Source organism: Nitrobacter sp. Nb-311A (assembly GCF_000152905.1).
GTDB lineage: Bacteria > Pseudomonadota > Alphaproteobacteria > Rhizobiales > Xanthobacteraceae > Nitrobacter.
Window position 1 is genome coordinate 37,962 of the sequence record NZ_AAMY01000009.1, and the last position, 24,016, is coordinate 61,977.

A 24,016-nucleotide genomic window follows, 5' to 3' on the forward strand; every position below is an offset into this window, starting at 1 on the left:
AAGCTTGGCTTGAGGACGGAGAATAAACCCGCATATGGTGAACAGGCGTCCTGCGAGGACAAGTCACGGAGATTGGCGGATCATTACAAACACCTCATAAAACTGGCCTATTGGTCACTCGCCGTGTCTGTTAGACTTCCGAATGATCGATGGACGGCAAGAGTGATGATTCCGTGACGGCGTTGGGCAAGCTGTTCCGTACTACGGCGTTTCGGTTGACGTTAGTCTATCTGCTGTTGTTCGCGCTGTTCGCGGCCTCTCTTCTCGGATACTTCGCCTGGAATACCCGCCGCCTGATCACCGATCAAATCGCGGCGACGGTGAGCGAAGAAATCGGCCTGCTCACGGGCGTGTTTAACCGCCGTGGCTTACGCGGATTGGTTGGCGCCATCGAAAATCGGGCGCTGCGGCCGGGCTCCAATCTTTATCTGGTGACGACGCCGGCAGGACTGGCGGTCGCGGGCAATGTCGGGTCGCTTCAGCCCGGCGTGTTGCAGACGGCTGGCTGGGCCGAAACGGCGTATCGTCGGCTGGACGAGCAGGACCAGGCCCATCACTACGCGCTGGTGCGCGTGACGGACCTGTCAAACCGTTTCCGGCTTCTGATCGGCCGCGATCTGGAGGAGCGGCATCGCATTATCGGCGTGGTTGCCTCGGCCGCGCAGTGGTCGCTGCTTGTCGTCGTGGTCCTCGGCCTTTGCGGCGGCATCTTCGTGGCGAGGCGCGTGCTGCGCCGGATCGACGCCATGACCGGGACCACGAAGCGCATCATGGCTGGCGATTTGAGCGGCCGGCTTCCGGTCGGTCGTAGCGGCGACGAACTCGACCGGCTGGCGGCAAATCTCAATGCGATGCTCGAGCGCATTGAAGCGCTGATGAATGGATTGAGAGAGGTGTCCGATAATATCGCCCACGATCTCAAAACGCCGCTGACGCGGCTACGCAATCGCGCCGAGGAAGCGCTCGCCAAGTCCGGCAATGAAAACGATTATCGCGCGGTATTGGAACAGACGATCGAGGAATCCGATAGTTTGATCCGTACCTTCAACGCGCTCTTGATGATCGCTCGGGCGGAATCTGGACATGCGTGCGACAACATGGCCGATTTCGACGCGGCGGCGGTTACGCAGGGAATTCACGAACTCTACGAGCCGTTAGCCGAAGATAACGGGTTGAGACTTCAGGTTCAGACCGAGTTTGCGCCGCTGCATGGCAATCGCGAACTGATAAGCCAGGCACTTGCAAATCTCGTCGAAAACGCGATCAAGTACGGACAGCCGAGCCGGGCTGCGCAGCCGCTCGATGCGAATGAGGCCGCGGCCGACAGTACGATACTGATCGAAGCACGCCATCGCGGCGATCGGGTTATTCTCGCCGTGACCGATCATGGCTGCGGGATTCCCGAAGCTGATCGGAAGCACGCGGTGGAACGGTTCGTGCGGCTTGAGGCCAGCCGGACCCTGGCGGGATCCGGGCTCGGTCTGAGTCTGGCGTCCGCGGTAGCCACGCTGCACGGCGGCGATCTCATCCTCGAGGATGCATCTCCCGGTCTGCGTGCGGTTCTGTCGCTCCCAGCGCGAAGCGCCTCAGGGCTTGCAGCACCGGCGGTGGACGTGCAACAGACTGATGCATGATTTCATCCGTTAAGGACGACGCAGATCCGGCCTGCTTGGCGGCGCGTCTTGCGGACGGGCCCAAGCTGTTCGCTCCTTTTGAAGCCGAACGCCGGCTCGAGGATTGGCTGTCCGATCTGACACCGCAGCAATCCGGCGAGATCAGGATGCTGGCCGGTACATTTCCGCAGGTCAAAGCCGTCCTGCTCGGCATCGCGGAGTCCTCGCCCTATCTTTTTGATCTGATGCGTTCCGATCCCGACCGGACGATTCGCCTGTTCCGAGGCGACCCCGAAGGCTATCTCGGGCGGCTGATCACGGAAATCCGGGAAGCGGCGCAGGCCGCCGATGAAGCCGACGTGATGCGGCGGCTTCGAAACGTTAAGGCCGAGGCGGCGCTGTTGATTGCGCTCTGCGACATCGGTGGAGTGTGGCCGGTCATGCAGATCACGGCCGGATTGACCGATATCGCCGTTGCCGCAGTCCAGAGCGCGTTGCGATTCCTGTTGCGGCAGGAAACGGGACGCGGCCGCCTGAACCCTCCTGACATCGATCAGCCGGAAGGAGCCAGCGGCCTTGTGGTGCTCGCAATGGGCAAGATGGGCGCCGGCGAGCTCAATTATTCCAGCGACATCGATTTGATCGTGTTTTTCGATCTTTCGGCTCCGACGCTCGCGAGCGGGATTGAGCCGCAGCCCTTTTTCGTACGCTTTACCCAAGGGCTTGCGCGCTTGCTGCAACAAAGGACCGGTGACGGTTACGTTTTTCGGGTCGATCTGCGCCTGCGACCGGATCCCGCCTCAACGCAGGTCGCGGTCTCGACCGCCGCCGCGCTTGACTACTACGAGCGGGAAGGACGGACTTGGGAGCGCGCCGCCATGATAAAGGCGCGGCCTTGCGCTGGTGACCCTCAGGCCGGCGAGGCGCTGATCGCGGAGATATCGCCTTTTGTCTGGCGCAAGCATCTCGATTTCGCGGCTCTAGCCGAAGTTCATGACATGAAGCGGCAGATGCAGACCTTTCGTGGGCAAAGCGAGGTCGCGGTCGAGGGCCACAACGTCAAGATCGGACGCGGTGGTATCCGTGAGATCGAGTTCTTCGCGCAGACGCAGCAATTGGTGGCTGGCGGACGGCATCCCGAATTGCGGGTGCGTCCCACGCTTGACGCGCTGAGTATTCTTGCCTCAAGCAACTGGATTACCTGTCAGGCCAGGGATGAGCTGACCGCTGCGTATCTGTTTCTGCGGAGGGTCGAGCATCGCATCCAGATGATCGCCGACGAACAGACTCACGTTCTGCCCGCGGACGCCGAGGCGATGGAGCGGTTCGCTCGCTTCCTGGGGTTTGAGGATCGGGCGAGTTTTGCTGCCCAACTGCTCGCGCATCTGGATTGCGTTCGGGGGCACTACAGCCGGCTGTTCGAGGGCGACCCCGCCGGCACGGTAAACATCCCCGTCGCGGATTACAGGGCCGGGCCCGATGACCCGCGACTTCTCGATCATCTCACGAGGCTCGGCTTTAAGCAGCCGAGAATGGTTGCCGACACCGTCAGGCAATGGATGGAAGGCGGATATAGGGCCCTCAAGGTCGAGGCGACGCGCACCGCGTTTGAAGCATTCGTGCCGGCGCTGATTGACGGTCTGGCGCGCGCCGAAGAGCCGGATAGCGCCGTGGTGACGTTCGATAGTTTCCTGCAGGCGCTGCAGCGCGGCGGCCGGCTGATATCGTTGCTGAGCCAGAACAGGGATCTCGTCGCGCTGGTTGCCCTTGTACTTGGTGCGGCGCCACGGCTTGCCGACATGCTGGCTCGGCGGCCGCAGATCATGGATGGGCTGATTGATCCTCGCTTTTTCGGCGCCATGCCCGATCGGCTGGAGTTGTCCGCGCGGCTCTCGGCCACGCTTCAGGATGCGAATTCCTACGAGGAATTTCTCGACCGGATACGGCAGTTTGGCCAGGAAAGCCTTTTCCTGATCGGTACCCGCATTCTGTCCGGCACCGTATCCGCGCGGCAGGCGGGGCATGTGTTCGCCGATGTCGCCGAGGGCATCGTGGATACCGTGCATGGGCTGGTGAAGCACCAGTTCGCAAACCAATACGGCCAGATCGCCAGGCAAGAGACTGCGATTGTTGCGATGGGCAAGCTTGGCGGTCGCGAAATGACTGCATCGTCCGATCTCGATTTGATCTTGCTGTATGATTTCGATCCCGACCATCCGGACTCCGACGGAGCGCGGCCGCTGCACGGCGCGCAATACTTTGCGCGCTTTACCCAGCGTCTCATCAGCGCATTCACAACACGGACAAACTACGGCGTTCTCTATGAGGTCGATATGCGGTTGCGCCCATCCGGGCGCTCTGGTCCCGTTGCCTCGCATATCGATTCATTTGCTGAATACCAGGAGCATGAAGCATGGACCTGGGAGCACATGGCGCTTACGCGGGCGCGGGTGATTTCGTCGTCACCCGATTTTCGTGCGCGGATCGAGCGAGTCATTCGTGACGTCTTGATGCGACCGCGCGATGCCCGCCTTATCGCCAACGATGTCGCGGAGATGCGCCGCGCGATTGCGCTGGAAAAAGGCGAGGACGATATTTGGGACCTGAAGAATGCCGCTGGAGGCATGGTCGATATTGATTTCATCGCGCAGTATCTTCAGCTCGTTCATGCGGCCGATATGCCGGACATTCTCAATGTCGATACCCAGCAGGCGCTTGATAACGCGCAGCGGCTCGGCGTCCTGTCGCTGCCGGATGCGGAAATCCTGCGGCCAGCAGCGCGGCTCTATCACGATCTGACCCAGATCTTGCGGCTCTGCGTCAGCGATAAATTCAAGCCGGAAACGGCAGGCGACGATCTGCTGCCGGTGCTGGCGCGAGCGGGGGACGCCCCCGACTTTTCGGCACTCGAAGCGCAGGTTCGCGATACTCAGGCCGATGTGCGTGCCGTATTTGTCAGATTGTTGGAAAACACGACCTGAGCTGCGGCACAGATCGCCGTTCGCGCCTGGCAGTGACGGGGCAGGGTAACCCGGACGACGGTCCCCACACCGGGTTTCGAGCGAAGCTTCATCGAGCCATTGTGCAGGTTGACCAGCGACTTGGCGATGGCAAGGCCAAGGCCGGATCCCGCATGCGTTTTTGTCAACTGGCTTTCGACCTGTTCGAACGGTTTGCCAAGTTTGCGGAGTGCATGTGATGCAATGCCGATTCCGGTGTCGGCAATTGTCAGAGTTATAAAATTCTCGAATATTTTGCTTCGCGCCATGATTCGCCCGCCGTCGGGCGTGAATTTGATTGCGTTGGAAAGCAGGTTGACGAGGATCTGCTTGACCGCGCGACGATCGGCAACGATGGAGATGCCGTCATTGTTTCTGAGGTCGAAAGTCAGGCTCTTGTCGCTGGTACGGCCCGAGACGACCCGCAGCGATTCGTCGAGCACCCCGGTGAGATCGAACGCCTCCATGTCGAGATTCATCCGACCGGCTTCAATCTTGGACATATCCAGGACATCATTGATGACCTCGAGCAGATACTGGCCGCTGGTTAGAATGTCGCGGCAGTATTCGCTGTACTTCTTCGAGCCGAGGGTTCCGAACATGCCGTTGCTCATGATCTCGGAGAATCCGATGATGGCATTGAGCGGCGTTCGCAGTTCGTGACTCATGTTGGCGAGAAATTTCGATTTCGCTCGATTGGCGTCTTCGGCGCGATTTTTCTGGTCCGCATACTTCTGCGCCAGGTCCGCGAGTTTGAGGGCCTGTCGCTCGAGCGTTGCCTGCGTCCGTTTAAGGTCAATAACGGTTGCCCGCAGTCGAAGATCGTTTTCGACGAGCTTCTGCTCATGCTCCTTGATCCGGGTGATGTCGGTTCCAACCGACACATAACCGCCATCCTTGGTGCGGCGTTCGCTGATGTGAAGCCAATTGCCGTCAGCGAGCTGTACATCAAAGGTGTGCGCCTCCGATGTAACCGTCCCTGTTTCAGGCTGCCGCGCCCTGATTTCGGGCATGCGGCCGACCTCGACGACGGTTTCGTAAGGGGTGCCGACCACAACCGCGCTGTCCGGGAGCTTATGGAGCCGCTGGAAATGGGAGTTACAAAGAACCAGACGGTCGTCCGCATCCCATAGCACAAACGCCTCGGGAATCGATTCAATTGCGTCCCGCAGCCGGAGATCGGCTTCGACCGATTTCTCCGCGAGGCTCTTCTGTTCCGTGACATCGACGGCAATACCGATCAGATGGGCGCCACCGCTCGCATTTTGACTGAGTTCGCAGCGGACGCGCAACCAGATCCAGTGCCCGCTGCTGTGTCGCATTCGGAAACTCTGATCGATGTGATCGATTTTTCCCGAGATGAGCTCGTCCGCGATTTCGAACAAATCAATATCCTCGGAGTTGACCAGAGAACTCACCTCACCGAAGGCGAGAAGGTCGCTGCGGCTTTCCAGCCCGAGCAGAGTGAACATCGATTGCGACCAGAAGATCCGGCCACGCGACAGATCCCAGTCCCAGAGTCCGCATCGGCCACGATTGAGCGCGGTATCGATGCGGCCACGGACCGCATCATTGATCAGATCACCTTCGCGAGCTCTGGTAGATTGCCAGTGAAAGGCAAAGCCCAGAATCAGAACCACGAATCCGGTCGTGGCTGATAGGGTGATCGATAACGCGGTGTCCGGGCGCCACACCGCGTCGGCTTCCTGGATGACGGTCACCTGGCCCAGCAACGATCTGATGGCGCGCTGGACCGCAAGCGCGCCGCTGCCATCCAGCAGGACGATGTCGGCGACGCTCGCAGGCGACATGCCATGCAGGGCTGGCGATTGTGTGATGCCGATGAGTTCGAGTATCCGGCTGCTTTCGCTGGACGTTATTCCGATCGGTATCCGAGCGAGAACGCGCTGATCGGCACCGGTGACGATGATATGGCGGCCGGCGGCCACGCCCCACGATGGAATGAGTTTTGGCAACAGGTTCTGGAAGCGCTCAATGGAGGCGGGACGATCCTGATAGACGACGCCGGCATGCTCAAGCCGTTCTGCCAGGAGATCGGCAAGCGCCAGCAGATCGTGTTTCGTCATCGCTTGCTTTTGCCGCGTCTGATCGATGACCTGCACCAGGGCGCCGACGCATATGGTCACCAGGAAAGCGATGATCAGGGCTGGGACGGCACGTCGAAGCACGGGCTCGGCAGTCAGCAGCCTGCGATAGGCAGGTTTCGCGATCGATTGCGCCAATCCCTTGATCGAATCGGATTGAACGCAAGCGCTCGCCGCCTGAGCGCGCGCCATGCCTTTAGCCCCCGTGTGAATTTTTCCGCACACTTGATCGGAGTGATTTTTGACTTCTCCGAATCACTTCGATTTGAATCTACTTTTCCGAATCTGTCGAGAGTCAACGATTTGTTAACAGGAAAAATTTTGACCAACAGAGAAGCGCAGAATCCCGCAGAGGCCGCTGACTGAGTCCGAAACGGGAACATGGGACAGCTGCGGGATTCAGCTTTCGCGCGGCGGCTCCGCGTGGCTGATCACGCGCTTAACGCTCGGGAACGCGTGGCGCAGAGCCCTTTCGATTTCGTCGACGCTGTCGTGCACCTTGGCGACACTCATCGACGATGCAGCGCGGCAATGGAAGTTGACGATTTCGCCGGCTTCGGTGTCTCTGACTCGCACGTTGTGAATGTCATGGATCTCGCCATCGGCGGCGAAACCAGACAAGGCTGTCCGGATGGCATGGACGCGCGTGGGGGCCGCATCGGTCCCTAGCGGAAGCTCCGGCTCCAACGGCTCGATGTGAGTATCCACTTCGACATCTGCGCCGAATTCGTGACGAATATCATGCTCCAACCGATGCGCGATTGCATGGGCATCCACCAGCGCCATGTCGCCGTCGACCTCGAGGTCGATGCTGACCGTCAGCTTTTCCCCAAGGTCGTGCACCGTGACGTGATGAATCGCGAGCCCCGCATTGCGGGCAATCACCATGATGCGTTCGCGTACGCTTTCGTTGTCGCGGGCGACCGGTATCGCAGTGAACGTCAAGTCGGCGTCGCCGAGAACTCCGGATACCGCGTCCTGCACCTGCTGCTTGATGGTATCGATGCGGTCGATCGGATAGGTTCGCGGCACTTCAGCGATAACGTCGACGAAATGCCGGGGGCCGACCATTCGTATCCTTAGCTTTGCGATGCCGACCACATCCGGCAGCGCCCTAATCGCCGCCTCTGCTCTTTCCGCAGCACCTTCCGGCGCACGATCCAAGAGAGTTTCGATGGTAGCGCCTCCGAGCCGTAAACCCAGAAGGGAAATCAAGACGGCGACACCGATCGCAGCAGAGGCGTCACCCCACGCATAGCCCAGTCCCGACAGGGTCAGCCCGATGATAACCGCGACGGATCCAAGGACGTCTGAGGCGAAGTGCAGGGCGTCGGCCTCCAGCGCCTGACTGCGCGTGTCGAGCGCGGCCCGGTGCAGCGCGCGGGCGCGCCAGGCATTGACAATAATGTCCGCAATCAGCACGACGAACGGAATGGCGGAGAGGGTCGGCGGCGGCGCGCCTTCGCGCAGATGAGCGTAGGCCTGCACCACAATGCCACCGGCAAGGACATACAGCATGGCAATGACACCAAGGGCCGAAAGGCTCTCGATCTTGCCATGGCCATAATGATGTTCGGCATCGGCGGGACGATCGGAAATCCGCACCACAATCCACGTGACGATGGTGGCGACCAAATCGATCGAGCCATGCAGGGCTTCGGAAATCAGCGCCAGACTGCCGATAGCAATGCCGACCACGAGCTTGATCGTCGCCATGCTTGCGCTGGCGATTATCGAGATGGCGGCGACTTTCGTTTTCGACTTGGAGGCAGGGGGCGGCATCCGCGGGGTTTAGCAGCCTGCCACCCAGGATAAAAGCGCGGGCTGATTGCGCCAGAGTCTGGTTCAACTGCGCTGAATCAGACTCGTCGCTTATCTTTTTGTTTGAGCATGATCTTTTCCGAAAACCGGTTTCCACTTCTCGGGATCATGCGCTGGCGCCTTTCATTCGCAGACTTTTCGTTATTACGAATTATTCTGATTAGAATGCGGTTAGCTACCGCTGGCGATGCTCGTGTGAGATTACCGGGATATTGATCCACGCAATCGCGTGGTAAGCCGGCCGATCGCCGCAGCAGCGGCAAGGCCGAGACACGCCGCCGCGGCATCGACCATAAAATCTTCCAGCCGCGCATGGCGTCCTGGCGCCCACAGTTGCATAATCTCAAGAAGGCCGATCAAGAGGATAGTTGCCGCAGCCACGCGTAGTCGTCGTTGGGGAAACGAGAGGCCAACCGCGAGACCAACCAAAACGAAGGCGAGGGCGTGTTCACCGTCTTGTCCGAGCGGGGCATGCGGACGATAGCGCGCCGGCCCGAGCGTCGCGAACACGACCGCCGTAATCAGAACGAGCGCGCCGATCCGGAAGAGAATCTTCATTGCAGGCGCATAGCACAATTTGCCGCCACGGGAAGGCCGGGCGAATTCTCAACCGCTTCACATCTGCGGCACGCCAGAATTGAAGCGTTGCTGGCGGTGGCTGCGGGGCAAATCCTGCCCATCGCACAGGCCGCGCGGACCATGAGCCGTGGTTTCGCCTGCAAATGGCGGGGGACAGCTGGCCCTATACTTGAAGTAAGCTGTTATAAATTCCACAAGACGCGTTTTTTTAGTTGGATTTGGAAATATTGTTTTTCGGGCCGAATCAACAGACAGGATCGATGATGGCAACCCAGATGACGAAATCGCAGCTCGTTGAGAAGATCTCGGCTCAGGCCGGATTGTCCAAAACGGACGTAAAAGGTGTTCTCGAGGCGCTTGCGACGACAGGTTACAAAGAGCTTAAAAAGACCGGTGTCTTTTTGCTTCCGGGTTTTGCGAAGTTCGTGGTGATCAAGAAGCCGGCGACCAAGGCGCGCAAAGGAACCAACCCTTTCACCGGCGAGCCCATGACATTCAAGGCGAAGCCCGCCCGAAAGGTCGTCAGAGCGCGGCCGGTCAAGGCTGCGAAAGACGCGGTGTAATGCAGGGGCCCTTCGGGGCCCTTGTTGTTCCGGCCCCGGGTTCCGTTTTTGAGAACTGCCGGCTTGTCCCCTGGTGCCGATTCGGCTCCAGGTTTTTGTCGCGATCAGGCCCGTCGGTGCGTCAGCCTCTCCATTGCGCCGCCGCATGTGGCGCAATGAATCCCTGTGCGTAGCCAGTGTCAGGCGACGGATATGTTCCAGATATCCTCGGCATATTCCCGGATCGTGCGATCCGACGAGAACCAGGCCATCCGCGCGACGTTGAGTATACTGGAGTGGGTCCATTCCGGACTGCCCCACTTTGCGTCGACCGCGCGCTGCGTCCGGTAGTAATCGTCGAAATCGGCGGATACGAGATAATAGTCGAGAAACCGCAACGCGTGAGCAATGGGACGGAAGCGGGAAACGTCATCCGGCGAAAATGCGCCGCGCTCGATAGCTTCGATCACACCGGCCAGCTTCGGCGACGACGCAATGACATCGGTTGCATCCAGCCCCATGACACGGCGCTGCACAACTTCATCCGCCTTCATGCCGAAGATGTGAATATTCTCTTCGCCGACATGTTCGGCAATTTCAATGTTGGCGCCGTCGAGTGTTCCAATGGTGATGGCCCCATTCAGCGCGAGCTTCATGTTGCCCGTTCCAGAGGCTTCCATGCCCGCGGTAGAAATCTGTTCCGACAGATCGCTCGCGGGGACGATCACTTCAGCAGCGCTGACGTTGTAGTTGGGGATGAAGACGACCTTGAGAAGGTCTCTGATTCGAGGATCGTTATTGATCACATTTCCAATGTCATTGATGAACTTGATGATGAGCTTGGCTTGTTTATAGCTCGCGGCGGCTTTTCCGGCGAAAATCTTGACGCGCGGCGTCCAGTTGCCCTGTGGGTCGGCCAGGATGGCCCGATAGAGCGCGACGGTCTCGACCGCGTTGAGAAGCTGGCGCTTGTATTCATGGATGCGCTTGATCTGGACGTCGAACAGTGCAGACGGGTCGACGATTATCCCGAATTGTCTGGCTATGATCTGGGCGAGCGCAATCTTGTTCGTTCGCTTTATAGCCTGGAATTGCTGCTGAAATGCAGGGTCATCCGACAGCCGCTCCAGCATTCGTAAGCGTTCGGGTTCGTCGAGAACTGCGGCTCCACATGCAGACTGTAACAACGAGGTGAGTTCTGGATTGCACTGATGTAACCAGCGGCGGAAGGTTATTCCGTTGGTCTTGTTCGTGATGCGATCCGGATAGAGGCTGTTCAAATCGGCAAATACAGTCTCACGCATGAGTTCGCTATGCATGGCTGAAACGCCGTTGATGCGATGAGAGCCGACGAATGCAAGATGACCCATGCGGACACGGCGGCCGCCGGTTTCGTCAATCAGCGACACTGAGGCTTTGGTATGCGCGTCCGCCCCGAAGTGCCTTTCCGCGGCCGCAAGATGATCTGCATTGATCCGATAAATAATATCGAGATGCCGCGGCAGCATCCGTTCGAACAGTTCGACGGGCCATGTCTCGAGCGCCTCGGGCAGCAGCGTGTGGTTGGTGTAGGAGATTGTCTTCGTCGTGATGTCTAACGCATCGTTCCAACCGATATGATACTTATCCATCAGCAGCCGCATCAGTTCGGGAACAGCGAGGCTGGGATGGGTGTCGTTGAGCTGGATTGCCGCATGGGACGGCAGCGACCGGAGATCACCGTCGGTGTAGAGATGGCGGTTGAGAATATCCTGCAACGATGCGGAGACAAAGAAATACTCCTGGCGCAGGCGCAACTCGCGCCCGGCTGGCGTTTCGTCGCTTGGATACAGGAATTTCGATATCGCTTGCGCCCGCGCCATCTCCGACATCGCGCCGAGGTGATCGCCGCTGTTGAAAGTATCGAGGCGCATTGGATCGACCGCGCGCGCGGACCACAACCGCAGCGCATTGACGTGACGGCCGCGCCATCCGACGATCGGCGTATCGTAGGCGATCGCCTGGATGGTCTCATCGGGTATCCAAAGGGTCCGGCCCCTCTGGCCGTCCTCCTCAACGCGATCGAGGCGTCCACCGTACTGGATGTCGAACACCACGTCACTGCGCTCGAATTCCCACGGGTTTCCTGAGAGCAACCACTGCTCGGGAAATTCTTCCTGCCATCCGTTCGAGATGATCTGTCGAAACAGCCCGTGTTCATAGCGAATGCCATAACCTCGTGCTGGAATCGCGAGCGACGCCATGCTTTCCATGAAACATGCGGCAAGTCTGCCGAGGCCGCCGTTGCCGAGCGCGGCATCCGGTTCGACATCGCGCAAATCGTCGAAGTCGATGCCGAGATCCTCGAGCGCCGTTCGGAATGGCCCCATCAGAGACATGTTCGTCAGCGCGTCGGTCAGCAACCGCCCGATCAGGAATTCAAGCGAGAGATAATAGACGCGCTTAGCGCCATGGTTCTGGGTGGCGCGGTCGGACTTGAGCCATTGATAAACGATACGGTCACGCAGCGTCAGCGCGGTTGCTATGTACCAGTCATGGATATTGGCATGCTTGACGTCCTTTCCCGCCATCAAAGCGATCTTGGCCAGTATCGCGCTCTTGATGTCCGCGACGATGTCGTCGTCTTCAAGTTCGGACCAAGCCGACGCGTCTCCTTGGAGGCCGCGAGGTCGCTTTGGCGAAATCTCAAAAACCATCCAATCTCCTGATCTGTTTCCGCCTGGAGCCTTTCCGCTTCTGAAAGCGGGGCCCTATGTCTGGAATCAATTGGCGGTTTGCAGAACTGACTTTGTTTCTCGATTATATCGTTCTTGTTCCGTCTTTGGAACCTTTGTTCGCCGCTGCCGAGACGGCCATCGCTCGATGTCAAAAAGGCTCGATATCATGGCCCTCTATGCTTCGCCGTTCATGAAGACGCGGGGCAATACCCATGGTTACGACATCCCGTTGCAGCATAGTCAAAAGTGACGCCGGGCATGAGTTGAGGGCGATAGGTTGCAAGCGGAATGCTCTGACCATCAGGTCGCTCCCATGGACCAGAATACCGACCATGCCGGCAGGCGCGCCAGCAACTCGCCCCCCCAAATCGAGCGCTCCGCCATCGGGGGCGTATCATCAGTAACGTTATGATCCGAGATGTTCGCGCGAAGATTCAACCGCGCGCCGTTTCCCAGCGACCAGCGTGCGAGCAGCAGACGGTCGTCCTGACGAAGCTCAGCGAAATCGAACAGTGCGTTGCCAAGATGCGGTAGGAGTTTATCCCGGCGAACCTGCAATAGCCGTTTGATGAGTGTATGACGTGACGGGCGTTGGCCCGGATCAGGCCAGGAAAGAACCGCCGATTCAAATGTAGACAGTGCGAGGGGATCAGGCACGTCGTCGCCGAACATTTCGTAAGCGTCGGCGAATTCTCTCCGCCGGCCTGCTCGCACGGCATCGGCGAGGTCGCCTTTGAAGTCGCAAAAGAAAGGAAAGGGCGTGGTTGCTCCCCATTCCTCGCCCATGAACATCAGCGGCGGCATGGGCGCGAGCAATGTGATCGCAAGCGCCGCCTCGATCGCGCGCGCGTCAGCAGACCATTCGAGACGATCGCCCAGCGCGCGGTTGCCAATCTGATCGTGGTTCTGAAGGAAGTTCACGAAAGCCGCCGGGGGTAGTCCGCCGATCCGCTCCCCGCGAACTCGCCCGTTGCGATGAGCAGAGGGCTCGCCCTGGTAGGCAAAGCCCGCATGGAGTGTTCGCGCGAGAAGATGACGTGGATGTGCAACGTAATCTCCATAATAGCCGTGGGTTTCCTGAGTGAGGATGACATGCCAGGCGTGATGGTAGTCGTCGTTCCACTGCGCGCGATACTTCCCGTCCGGCGCTCCTGGAGAAGGATTGAGCAGACCCGCGCGGTTATCGTCGTTCTCCAACACGAGGTGGATATGGCGTCCGTCTTGCCGTGCCAGAATCCCGATAGCGCGGCTGATATCGTTCAGGATTGATGGCTCGCCTGGTTCCGGGATGGCATGCACCGCGTCGAGGCGAAGGCCGTCAAACCGATAGTTGCCGAGCCAGTGCAGCGCATTATCGATGGCGAAGGCGCGAACCTCGGGAACGCGATAATCGATCGCCGCTCCCCAGGGAGTCTTCGCATCACAGAAAAACTGCGGTGCGTATCGCCCTAGATAATTTCCTTCCGGACCGAAATGGTTGTAGACGACATCGAGAAAGACCATCAGGCCACGCAGATGAGCCTGATCGATAAGTTCTCTCAGATCGTCCGGCGTGCCGTAAACATGATCAGGCGCATACCACAGCGCGCCGTCGTAACCCCAATTTCGCGACCCAGCGAAGTCGGCGAGCGGCATCAACTCGAGGGCGGTGATTCCGGTCGACACCAGATGATCGAGCTTGTCGATCATGGCCCGATAGCTGCCCTCAGGCGTAAAGGTACCGACGTGGCATTCCAGGATGACCGTTTCATGCCAGGGTCGTCCGCGCCAGTCGGTTGCCTTCCAGTGGAAACGGCGGTGGTCGACAAGTTCGCTCCGGCCGGATACATCATCGCGTTGAAAGGATGACGCAGGATCCGGCACGTCCAGCTCATCGTCGATCCGGTAATGATAGCGCGTACCGGCCCTTGCCGTAGCCACCTCCGCGACAAACCAGCCGCCGCCGTCCTTTTCCAAAATATGTGGGGTATCGGTGACGAGGGTCACTTTGCCGGCCGCAGGCGCCCACAGCCGGAACGTTGCGCCATCCGGCGTGAGAACAGGGCCGAAGCGGCCGGAACTCATGGTTGACCTGCAAACGCGATGACGCTGCGAGGCGGTGCTTGCAGGGTCGCGTTAGGATGGTGCGGGGCGACCTCGGCATCGTTGCTCATTGTATGAAGTACGATCGACCAAGTTTTGTATTCTTCCAGATCGGGAATCCTGAACTCGATCGGCTCCGACGCGGCGTTGAGGACGACGTAAAGCGCCTGCTGATGGTGCTCCATGGGTCCAAGCACATAGGAAAGAAACCTTCCTTCTGGGAAATTCCAGTCAGCCTCGGTCATTTCGTTGCCCTCCGGCGTGAGCCACAGCACGCCATACGAGCTATCTATTCTTTTTCCCGTCACCCATTGTCGTGACCTGATTTGCGCAAAGCGCCTTCGAATTGCTGTAAGGCGTCCGACAAGGTCGGTCATGTCGTTATCCTTGTCGCCCAGATGGCTCCAATCGATCCAGCCGATTTCGTTGTCCTGACAATAGGCGTTGTTGTTTCCGCTCTGGCTGTTGCCAACCTCGTCGCCCGCAAGAAGGAGCGGCACTCCCTGGGCCAGTAACAAGCATGCGAGCTGGTTTTTGCGAAGCTGACGGCGAAGCGCCTGGATCGCAGGATCGTCGGTCGGTCCTTCGTGGCCACAGTTGTTGCTGAGGTTATCATTGGAGCCATCGCGATTGTCCTCGCCGTTGGCTTCGTTGTGCTTCTCGTTATAGGAAAACAGATCCGCCAGTGTGAAGCCGTCATGGACGGTGACGTGATTGACGCCGGCGCGCGGTGCGCGGTCGTCATGATTGAACAGGTCGGACGATCCTGTCATGCGACCGCTGACGTCGCCGATCAGATTTCCTTCGCCGGCCCAGTAACGGCGCATTGTGCTGCGATACCGGTCGTTCCATTCCGACCATTGCGAAGGAAAGCCGCCGACCTGATAACCGCCGGGACCGACATCCCATGGTTCTGCGACGAGCTTGACATTGGCGAGAACGGGATCTTGCCGGATTGCATTGAAAAAAGCGCTGTTGCGATCGAAGCCGTGAGGGCCTCGCGCCAGGGTGCTTGCGAGATCAAAGCGGAAGCCGTCGATATGACAGACTTCGACCCAATAGCGGAGCGAATCCATGACCATCTGGAGCACACGCGGGTGGGTCAGATTTAGAGAATTGCCGGTGCCTGTGAAGTCGTCGTAGTAGCGAGGATTGTCTGGCATGAGCCAGTAATAGGAGGCGTTATCGATGCCGCGGAATGACAGAGTCGGGCCGAGGTGATTTCCTTCCGCGGTATGATTGTAGACGACGTCGAGCATGATCTCGAAGCCGGCGTCATGAAGACGGGCTACGGTCATGCGGAATTCATCCAGCGCCGCGTCCTTTGCGTAACGCTGCTCCGGTGCGAAGAACGAAATGGAGTTGTAACCCCAGTAGTTGCTTAGCTTGCGCTCGACAAGGTGGCGGTCGTCGACGAATCCATGAATCGGCAGAAGCTCGATGGTGGTGATGCCCAGGCGCCGCAGGTGATCGATCATGGCCGGCGCGGCTAGCGCACCGTATGTGCCCCGAAGTTCTGGAGGGATATCCGGGCGCGTCTTGGTCAAGCCTTTGACGTGAGCTTCATAGATGATCGTGTCTTCCCAAGCCACACTGGGCCGCGGTTCACGCCTTCCCCAGTTGAAGGTCTCGTCGATGACAGTAGCTTTCGGCATGGCGCGGGCGTTGTCGCGTCTGTCGAAGGATAAATCCTCACGCGGACTTCCGGTACGGTAGGCGAAATGGGCATCGCTCCAGACCAATCGTCCGCTAATCTTTTTCGCGTAAGGATCGAGCAGCAGCTTGTGAGGGTTGAACCGATGGCCGCGCTGAGGATCGTAGGGACCATAGACGCGATAGCCATAGAGCTGCCCGGGCGCGACATCGTTCAGATATCCGTGCCAGACGTTCTCGGTGTGCTCGGGCAGGGCGATGCGCTCGATCTCCCTGCGGCCCTTGCTGTCGAACAAACAAAGCTCAACCTTTTCCGCATGGGCTGAAAACAGCGCAAAATTCGTTCCGCGGCCGTCCCAGGTCGAGCCGAGGCGGACATGAGTGCCTTCCGAGATCCGCCTCATGCTGTTTCCGGAACCAGAAAGATCACCCCGAGAGGCGGCAGCGTCAGGCTGAGCTCGGGAATGACTTTTCCTGATGTCTCGACCACGCCGTCGTTCCCAACGTTGCTTCCTCCATAATGGGCGGAGTCGGTATTGAGGGCCTCGCGCCACCGGCCGGCAAATGGTACGCGCACGCGATAGTCGCGATGGACAGTTGGTGTAAGATTCGCGATCACGAGACAGCGTGCTCGTCCGCTTTCGCCCTTTCGTATCCATGCGAAGATGCTGTGATCCGCGTCGTTGGCCACGATCCATTCGAATCCAGCGGGATCGCAATCGAGTTCGTGCAACGCCGGCACCTCGAGATAGAGCGCGTTGAGATCCCGGACGACAGCCTGAACTCCCTGGTGCCGGGCTTGATCGAGAAGGTGCCAGTCGAGCGAGTGATCATGGTTCCACTCGCGCTCCTGGCCGAACTCAGCTCCCATGAACATTAACTTTTTTCCGGGGTGCCCGAACATGAAAGCATAGTAGGCGCGCAGATTCGCGAACCGTTGCCAATCGTCGCCCGGCATGCGGCCAAGAATTGAACGTTTGCCGTGGACCACCTCATCGTGGGATAGCGGCAGAATGAAATTCTCCGAGAATGCGTAGTGCAGTCCGAACAGGATCTGATCATGATGGTGCTTGCGGTAAATCGGGTCCTTGCCGAAATAGCTCAACGTGTCATGCATCCAGCCCATGTTCCATTTGTAGCCGAACCCTAAACCGCCGAACTCAATCGGTCGCGAGACCTGGGGCCATGCCGTCGACTCCTCAGCGACGGTTGTGGCGTTCGGAAATTTTCCAAATACCTCACGGTTGAACCGGCGCAGAAATTCGATAGCTTCCAGATTTTCCCGGCCGCCGTGTTTGTTCGGAATCCAACCGCCTTCGGGGCGGCTGTAATCCAGATAGAGCATCGACGCGACAGCATCGACGCGGAGACCGTCGACGCCGTAGCGATCGAGCCAGAACAGCGCGTTGGCGACTAGAAAATTGACAACTTCCGTGCGGCCGTAATTGTAGATCAGGGTATCCCAGTCGAGATGGCGGCCCTGCAATGGATTGGCGTGTTCATACAGCGACGTTCCGTCAAAACGGCCAAGCCCGTGCGGATCGTCCGGAAAATGTCCTGGCACCCAATCCAGCAAGAGGCCGAGTCCTTCGCGATGGCAGGCATCGACCAGATGCGCGAAATCGTCCGGCGTACCGAAGCGGCTAGTCGGGGCATAGAGGCCGGTCGGCTGATAACCCCAGGAACCGTCGAACGGATGCTCATTCACCGGCATCAGCTCGATATGAGTAAATCCGAGGTTGCGTGCATAGCGCGGCAAGGTCTCGGCAAGCTCGCGATAGGATAGCCAGCGATTTCCGTCGCCACGGCGCCATGATCCGAGGTGAACTTCATAAATCGAGATGGGCGCATTGTATGCATTGATCGAGATTGCCAGTGGCGTCGGGCGTGGCAACGCGGCCTCGTCGAATACGATCGACGCCGTGTTGGGTCGCACCTCGGCCGCGAAGGCCATCGGGTCGGATTTCAGCGGGAGCAGGGAGCCATCCTGAGCCGTGATCGCGAATTTGTAGCGATCGCCCACCTTTGCACCGGGTATGAACAGTTCCCAATATCCGTTCCCTCGCACGCGCATCGGATGCCGGCGTTTATCCCAGCAGTTAAAATCACCGACGACAGTCACGGCCCGAGCGTTTGGCGCCAGCACGACGAATCCTATTCCGTCCACACCCTCCATCGCCATGGGATGAGCGCCAAGCCTCTCATAGAGGCGCTGGTGCGTGCCTTCTCCGAGCAGATGGAGATCGAAGTCGTCTAGAATGGGCGCAAAGCGATAAGGGTCCTCAAGTTCAACCATGTCCGCGCCATACCGGGCACGGAGACGGTAGCGCTCCGCCCCGTCCGGCAAGTCTCCAAGGAAAAGTCCAGCGTCATGAATGCGCGTCAGCGCGATCTCCTCGCCAGCCTCATCGACGAGGCGAACTTCCGACGCCTCGGGTAGATAAACACGAACCACATTGCGATCAGTCTCGCGGTGACAGCCGAGATAGTGAAAAGGATCGGAATGCTGTCCTTCAACAATGGCGCGTGCTTCGGAAGACAGTTCTGTCATGCGCGGTCTCGCTTCCTGTTGTGCAGCACCCGCAGTGCGCCGTCCAGCGCCACCCGTAGCCAATCCGGACGATGCGCCAGCTCGTAGTCGATCTCATAAATCGCCTTTTCGAGCAGGAAGAACTGCAGCATCCCGTCTTCATCGTTCTTGTCCTGTGGCCAAAGTCGAAAATCGGACATCGCTTCGCGATAGGAAGCCAGAAAGGTCTGCGTTGCCTCGTCGCGCCATGCCGACAAGGCTTCCGCCAATCGTCCATCGTCGTCCGCTTCGGTTTTAAGAACCCTTTCTTGCGCCGACGTCACGGAATAGTCGATGGACCGGATCAGTCCGGCGACATCGCGGGCCGCCGGCGCCTTCATCCGCCGCTCGGAAAGGCTCCGTCGTGGTTCACCTTCGAAATCGATGATAAAAACATCGTCACGTACTACCAGAACCTGCCCGAGATGAAGGTCGCCATGATGCCGAATATTGTGCATCTGAATCGATGACGGAAGCAGCCTGGTAAGCAAGCTATGCAAAGCGGGGCGGAGACTTTGGATTTCTTCGACAAGAAGCTGGTCCGATTCCAGTAGCTTTGTCTGAGCGAGGCGGTCAAACGTTTGCTCCGCATGTGTCATCAGACGATCGATGAGATGAGCGACGTCGGAAGCAGTCACAGGCTCAGGACGAAAATTCTCGATATCGTCGCGACTGGCCAGCGCCATGTGCATTTCCGCGACGCGCTTGCCAGTTTGCACCATGTAGCGCTGATAGGCCGCCTTTTCTTCAAGCGCGGGAGCGGAATAGACCGCCCCGACGAGCCGCTGCTCATCGACAAAGCGATCCAGCGCGGCGCTAGTGACGGTCCATGCGTCACCCTGATTACCGACGAAGGCATGAACGATAGCGATGGCGGTCTCGACGTCGGGTCCCGTCAACTCAACGCTGCCAAGCAAAGCGGGCGTATTGGCAAATCCGGCGACATCCGTCAGGAAACGTCCAACTTCTACTTCGGGATTGATGCCATTTTCGATCTTTCGGTAGAGTTTCACCACGAACTTCTGATCCACCAGCGCGGTGCTGTTCGATTGTTCAGTCTGAACCGCTCTCACGTTCTCAATCGGCTCTTCGGCTATCGAAGCCATCCGCTCGGTAGGAACGTGAGCAAGCCGTAGATTGCCTTCCTCGAAGGTTGCACGACGGCGCAAACCCTCGATGATGCCCGCGATCAGATCACTCTCATAGGCGGCATCGATCAGGGTTCCCTCGCGCGAGCCTTGCCGCACGGCGGCGATGTTTTTGACGTCATAGTTTCGGCGGTCGAGCCGATCCCACCGGATTCGGATTGGCATCGCGTATCGTCCCGATTTCCCGCGATGGGAGACATCGAAGATCACGAGCCATGGCCTGGAAACCTGATCTTCCATGAGTGGTACTGCCGCTGGCACACGTGCGATGATGGAGCCAGCGGATCGCTCCGGGAACCAGCGCGAGCGAGCGAGATAAGAGGGCAAGACGTCACGCTCGAAGATCAAGCGTGTTCGCGCCAGAGACATCCAGGTCGCACCTACCGGAACTACCAGCGTCTCGTAGTCGGGTATGATCACGGTTGCGACGTTCGGGGACGATGGCTTTTCATTGAGCCGGAACCAGTAGAATCCATAAGGCGCGAGCGTGATCAGATACGGTAACTCGCCGATATCGGGAAAGGTCGTTCGTCCCAACATTTCAAGCGGCGAACGACCTTTCCAGTGCGACAGATCGAGTTCCGAGGCTTGTGCTGATCGCGACAGGTTGGCGACGCAAAGCACGACCTCATCGTTGTATTGTCTCACATAAGCAAGAACGCTCCGGTTCGAGGAGCGCGCAAAGGACATCGTTCCGCGACCGAAAGCGTGGCTGGATTTTCGCACAGAGATGAGCTTTTTCATCCAGCTCAATAGCGAGGAAAGACTCCGCGACTGGGCCTCTACATTGACGGACTCATAACCGTAGACAGCATCCATGACAGGGGGAGCATAGAGCCGCGCAGGATCGCAACGGGAGAATCCACCGTTACGATCCGGAGTCCATTGCATCGGGGTGCGAACGCCGTTGCGGTCGCCGAGGTAGATGTTATCGCCCATCCCGATTTCATCGCCGTAATATATGATCGGCGTTCCCGGTAGCGACATCAGCAACGAGTTCATCAGCTCAATCTTGCGCCGGTCGTTATCCATCAAGGGTGCAAGACGGCGGCGAATACCGAGATTGATGCGCGCGCGAGGATCTGCGGCATAGGTCGACCAGAGATAATCACGCTCGATATCGGTCACCATTTCGAGCGTCAGTTCGTCATGATTTCGTAGGAACATCGCCCACTGACAACTGTCGGGAATATCGGGTGTCTGTCGCAGGATATCGGTGATCGGAAATCGGTCCTCCTGGGCGATCGCCATGTAGATGCGAGGCATCAAGGGGAAATGATAGGCCATATGGCACTCATCGCCGTCCCCGAAATAGAACTGAACATCCTCGGGCCATTGGTTGGCTTCGGCTAAAAGTACTTTCCCCTTGGCGTAGGCATCAAGCTCAGCGCGAATATGCTTGATCACCGCGTGCGTTTCGGGAAGATTCTCATTGTTGGTGCCCTCCCGCTCGCAGAGATAAGGAATTGCGTCCAGACGAAACCCGTCGACGCCTGTGTCCAGCCAACGTTTCATCACCTGAACGACAGCTCGGACGACCCTCGGGTTGTCAAAATTAAGATCCGGTTGATGACTAAAGAAGCGATGCCAGTAATAGGCGTTGGCTTCGGCGTCCCAAGCCCAGTTCGACTTCTCCGTGTCGGTAAAAATGATTCTGGTGCCTTGATATTTTTTGTCGGTATTGCTCCAGACATACCAGTTGCGCGCGCTGGATCCTTGCGGGCTGCGCTGGGCGCGCTTGAACCATCTGTGCTGGTCGGATGTATGATTTATAACAAGCTCGGTAATCACGCGCAGGCCGCGCCGTTTTGCCTCCGAAATGAACCGGCGGAAATCCTTCATGGTGCCGAAATCGGGATTGATCGAGCCGTAATCGGCGATGTCATATCCGTCGTCGCGTCCCGGTGATGGATAGAACGGCAGCAACCACAGAGCGGTGACACCGAGTTCCTGAAGATAATCGAGCTTGTTAGTCAGGCCTACGAAGTCGCCGATGCCGTCGTTGTTACTGTCGGCAAATGCTTTGACGTGGAGCTGATAGATAATGGCATCCTTATACCAGAGGTCGTCGGTCTGGACGTATCTGTCAGCATCGATATGCGACATCTTGTTCATAACGGGCCTCACGTCAGACACCGAAACAAAAGCGCGGGATCGCGTAATGGATCGAGCCTCAACCGTACTCCGCCCCACTCTATGGCGTGACGCTCGCAGGTCATGAGGTTTTCGAGTGCAACGGGAGCGCCCGATCCGTTCGCGGTTTCCATCCGGATTGAGTCGAGCGGCAGCCAAAATTCATGGCTCTCACGTGACAGCGCGATGGCGCCGACGACAGTGTTGGAGCCATCCGCGGAATGCTTGGTGAAAGCGATGATCTGATCATTGTCGACGGGGAGGAACCGCAGATTGCGCGTTTGTAGCAGCGCCGGATTGGCGCGTCGCGCCCGGTTCAGCGCAGCGATGTAAGGTTTGATATTTCCGGGTGCATCCCAGTTGCGAACCTTGATCTCGTACTTTTCCGAGTTGAGATATTCTTCCCGCCCCGGAATGGCTTCGTGCTCCAGAAGCTCGAAGCCGTTGTAGATTCCGTAGCTGCCCGACAGCATTGCTGCCAGAGCAACCCGGGACTTGAACATCCAGGGCTCGCCACTTTGCAGGTGGTAAGGCAGGATGTCCGGCGTGTTGACGAAGAAGTTGGGCCGGTAATAGTCTCGCTCAGGATATCCCGTCAGCTCGCTAAGATAGGATTCGATCTCCCTTTTCTGGGTGCGCCAAGTGAAGTAGGTGTACGATTGTGTGAATCCGAGCTTGGCGAGACCCTTCATGACCTTGGGTCGGGTGAAGGCTTCGGCGAGGAAGATGACGCCAGGGTCCTTCGTCTGGACCTCTCGGATTAGCCATTCCCAGAAATTGAACGGCTTGGTGTGCGGATTGTCGATTCGAAAGATGCGCACACCCTGATTGACCCAGAACAGGATGACGTCGCGAAGCGCGTTCCACAGTGAGCCCGCGTCTTCGCAACCGAAATCGGGATTGACAATATCCTCATACTTTTTTGGAGGATTTTCCGCATAACGCATCGAACCATCCGGACGCCGCTTGAACCAGTCGGGATGCTGGGTGAGCCAGGGATGATCGGGCGAACACTGCACCGCAATGTCGAGCGCGATCTCCATGCCATGAGTTTTGCAGGCGGCGATCAAGTCCCGGAAGTCGTCGAAAGTGCCGAGCTCGGGGTGGATCGCATCGTGCCCACCTTCCGGTGAGCCGATGGCGTAGGGGCTGCCAGGATCGCCTTCGGCGGCGGTTAGAGCATTGTTGCGTCCTTTTCGATTGGTCCTGCCGATGGGATGAATCGGCGTGAAGTAAAGGACGTCAAATCCCATGGCCGCGATGTCGGGCAGCCGGGCAATGCAATCCCGGAAGGTGCCGTGCTGGCCGGGAACGGCACTCTGGCTGCGCGGTACCATCTCGTACCATGCGCCCGCGACGGCGAGGGCGCGATCGATCGTCAGTGGGTAAAGCCGGGAACGCGTGAGATCGGACCGGGCGCAGCCTTCGGCCATGGCGCTCGTCAGTTCCGGAACGAGCAGGCTGGCGGCGTTACCCTTTTGGAGAAAGTCTTCGCATTGACGGAGGATGATCGCCGTCGCTTGCTTGCTGCCATACTGCGCGCGCGTCAGCAGCGCGGCGCCTTCGAGCGCATCGAGGGTGATGTCCTGACCGGCCTTCTGTTTGAGTTCGAAATCGCGCTTCCATGTGGCGAATTCGTCAGTCCAGGCTTCGATGGCATAGACGTAGCGTCCTGGTTCGGCTGGCGCGAAGCTGCCGAACCAACGATCGTTATCGTGCTTGGCCATCGCCGATCTTTGCCAGTCACGATCCTGCTCATGTCGCCAAATCAGCTGCGCGACGATGACGTCATGCCCGCTTCGGAATATGTCCGCCCAGACATCGACGGTATCACCAGCAAGGCGCTTGACGGGAAACCGTCCGGCGTCGATGCAGGGATAAACGTCTTCGATATGAAATGCGCCGGCGGTTGCGCCTCTTTCGTCTCCACATACCAGCATGTTTTTTTGCGTCGATACGGACATTCACGCGCCGCTAACCTGCTGATGAATAACGAAGGACCCGGAAGATAAACCCCGGCGTAGCTGCAAAGTTCCCTATGGAACCGCCCTTTCG

General features: G+C 58.5%; 12 protein-coding genes. 3 read left to right on the forward strand and 9 right to left on the reverse strand.

Annotated elements, in window-relative coordinates; genetic code table 11:
* Positions 1-173 precede the first annotated feature (173 nt).
* Entirely contained in the window at positions 174-1,634 is a 1,461-nt protein-coding gene (locus NB311A_RS04985) for an ATP-binding protein (protein ID WP_040674024.1), read from the forward strand.
* Positions 1,631-4,594, forward strand: a complete 2,964-nt coding sequence (locus NB311A_RS04990; protein WP_040673987.1) for a bifunctional [glutamine synthetase] adenylyltransferase/[glutamine synthetase]-adenylyl-L-tyrosine phosphorylase — start codon at positions 1,631-1,633, stop codon at positions 4,592-4,594. The genes NB311A_RS04985 and NB311A_RS04990 overlap by 4 nt, the downstream gene beginning before the upstream one ends.
* Here NB311A_RS04990 and NB311A_RS04995 read toward each other — a convergent pair.
* The 3 genes from NB311A_RS04995 to NB311A_RS05005 form a co-directional block, all read right to left on the reverse strand.
* Positions 4,543-6,909: a PAS domain-containing sensor histidine kinase gene (locus NB311A_RS04995; RefSeq protein ID WP_009797372.1), complete on the reverse strand. Its 2,367-nt coding sequence runs from the start codon at positions 6,907-6,909 to the stop codon at positions 4,543-4,545. The genes NB311A_RS04990 and NB311A_RS04995 overlap by 52 nt on opposite strands.
* 207 nt (positions 6,910-7,116) lie before the next feature.
* Entirely contained in the window at positions 7,117-8,499 is a 1,383-nt protein-coding gene (locus tag NB311A_RS05000) for a cation diffusion facilitator family transporter (protein WP_009797373.1), read from the reverse strand.
* Between the two features lie 240 nt (positions 8,500-8,739).
* Positions 8,740-9,096 carry a VanZ family protein gene (locus tag NB311A_RS05005; protein ID WP_009797374.1) on the reverse strand — a complete coding sequence of 119 codons (357 nt, stop codon included), beginning with the start codon at positions 9,094-9,096 and terminating at the stop codon, positions 8,740-8,742.
* Positions 9,097-9,380: 284 nt separating this feature from the next.
* Here NB311A_RS05005 and NB311A_RS05010 point away from each other — a divergent pair, with 284 nt between their 5' ends.
* A complete protein-coding gene (locus tag NB311A_RS05010) occupies positions 9,381-9,680 on the forward strand; it encodes an HU family DNA-binding protein (RefSeq protein WP_040674026.1) in 300 nt (99 codons plus the stop codon).
* A 179-nt stretch (positions 9,681-9,859) separates the two neighbouring features.
* Here the strand turns inward: NB311A_RS05010 and NB311A_RS05015 are convergent, their stop codons facing one another.
* The 6 genes from NB311A_RS05015 to NB311A_RS05040 all read right to left on the reverse strand — a co-directional run bounded on the left by NB311A_RS05015 (position 9,860) and on the right by NB311A_RS05040 (position 23,925).
* On the reverse strand, positions 9,860-12,355 hold the full coding sequence (locus NB311A_RS05015) for a glycogen/starch/alpha-glucan phosphorylase (protein WP_009797376.1): 2,496 nt from the start codon (positions 12,353-12,355) through the stop codon (positions 9,860-9,862).
* A 321-nt stretch (positions 12,356-12,676) separates the two neighbouring features.
* Positions 12,677-14,440 (reverse strand): malto-oligosyltrehalose trehalohydrolase, encoded by a 1,764-nt coding sequence (treZ, locus tag NB311A_RS05020; protein ID WP_009797377.1) that lies wholly within the window; start codon positions 14,438-14,440, stop codon positions 12,677-12,679.
* Positions 14,437-16,515 (reverse strand): glycogen debranching protein GlgX, encoded by a 2,079-nt coding sequence (glgX, locus tag NB311A_RS05025; RefSeq protein WP_009797378.1) that lies wholly within the window; start codon positions 16,513-16,515, stop codon positions 14,437-14,439. The genes treZ and glgX overlap by 4 nt, the downstream gene beginning before the upstream one ends.
* On the reverse strand, positions 16,512-18,662 hold the full coding sequence (glgB, locus tag NB311A_RS05030; protein ID WP_009797379.1) for a 1,4-alpha-glucan branching protein GlgB: 2,151 nt from the start codon (positions 18,660-18,662) through the stop codon (positions 16,512-16,514). Before glgB ends, glgX begins: the two co-directional genes overlap by 4 nt.
* Complete coding sequence (gene treS, locus NB311A_RS05035) at positions 18,659-21,943, reverse strand: maltose alpha-D-glucosyltransferase (RefSeq protein ID WP_009797380.1); 3,285 nt, start codon at positions 21,941-21,943, stop codon at positions 18,659-18,661. Before treS ends, glgB begins: the two co-directional genes overlap by 4 nt.
* A gap of 8 nt (positions 21,944-21,951) precedes the next feature.
* On the reverse strand, positions 21,952-23,925 hold the full coding sequence (locus NB311A_RS05040; protein ID WP_009797381.1) for an alpha-1,4-glucan--maltose-1-phosphate maltosyltransferase: 1,974 nt from the start codon (positions 23,923-23,925) through the stop codon (positions 21,952-21,954).
* Positions 23,926-24,016: the final 91 nt, after the last annotated feature.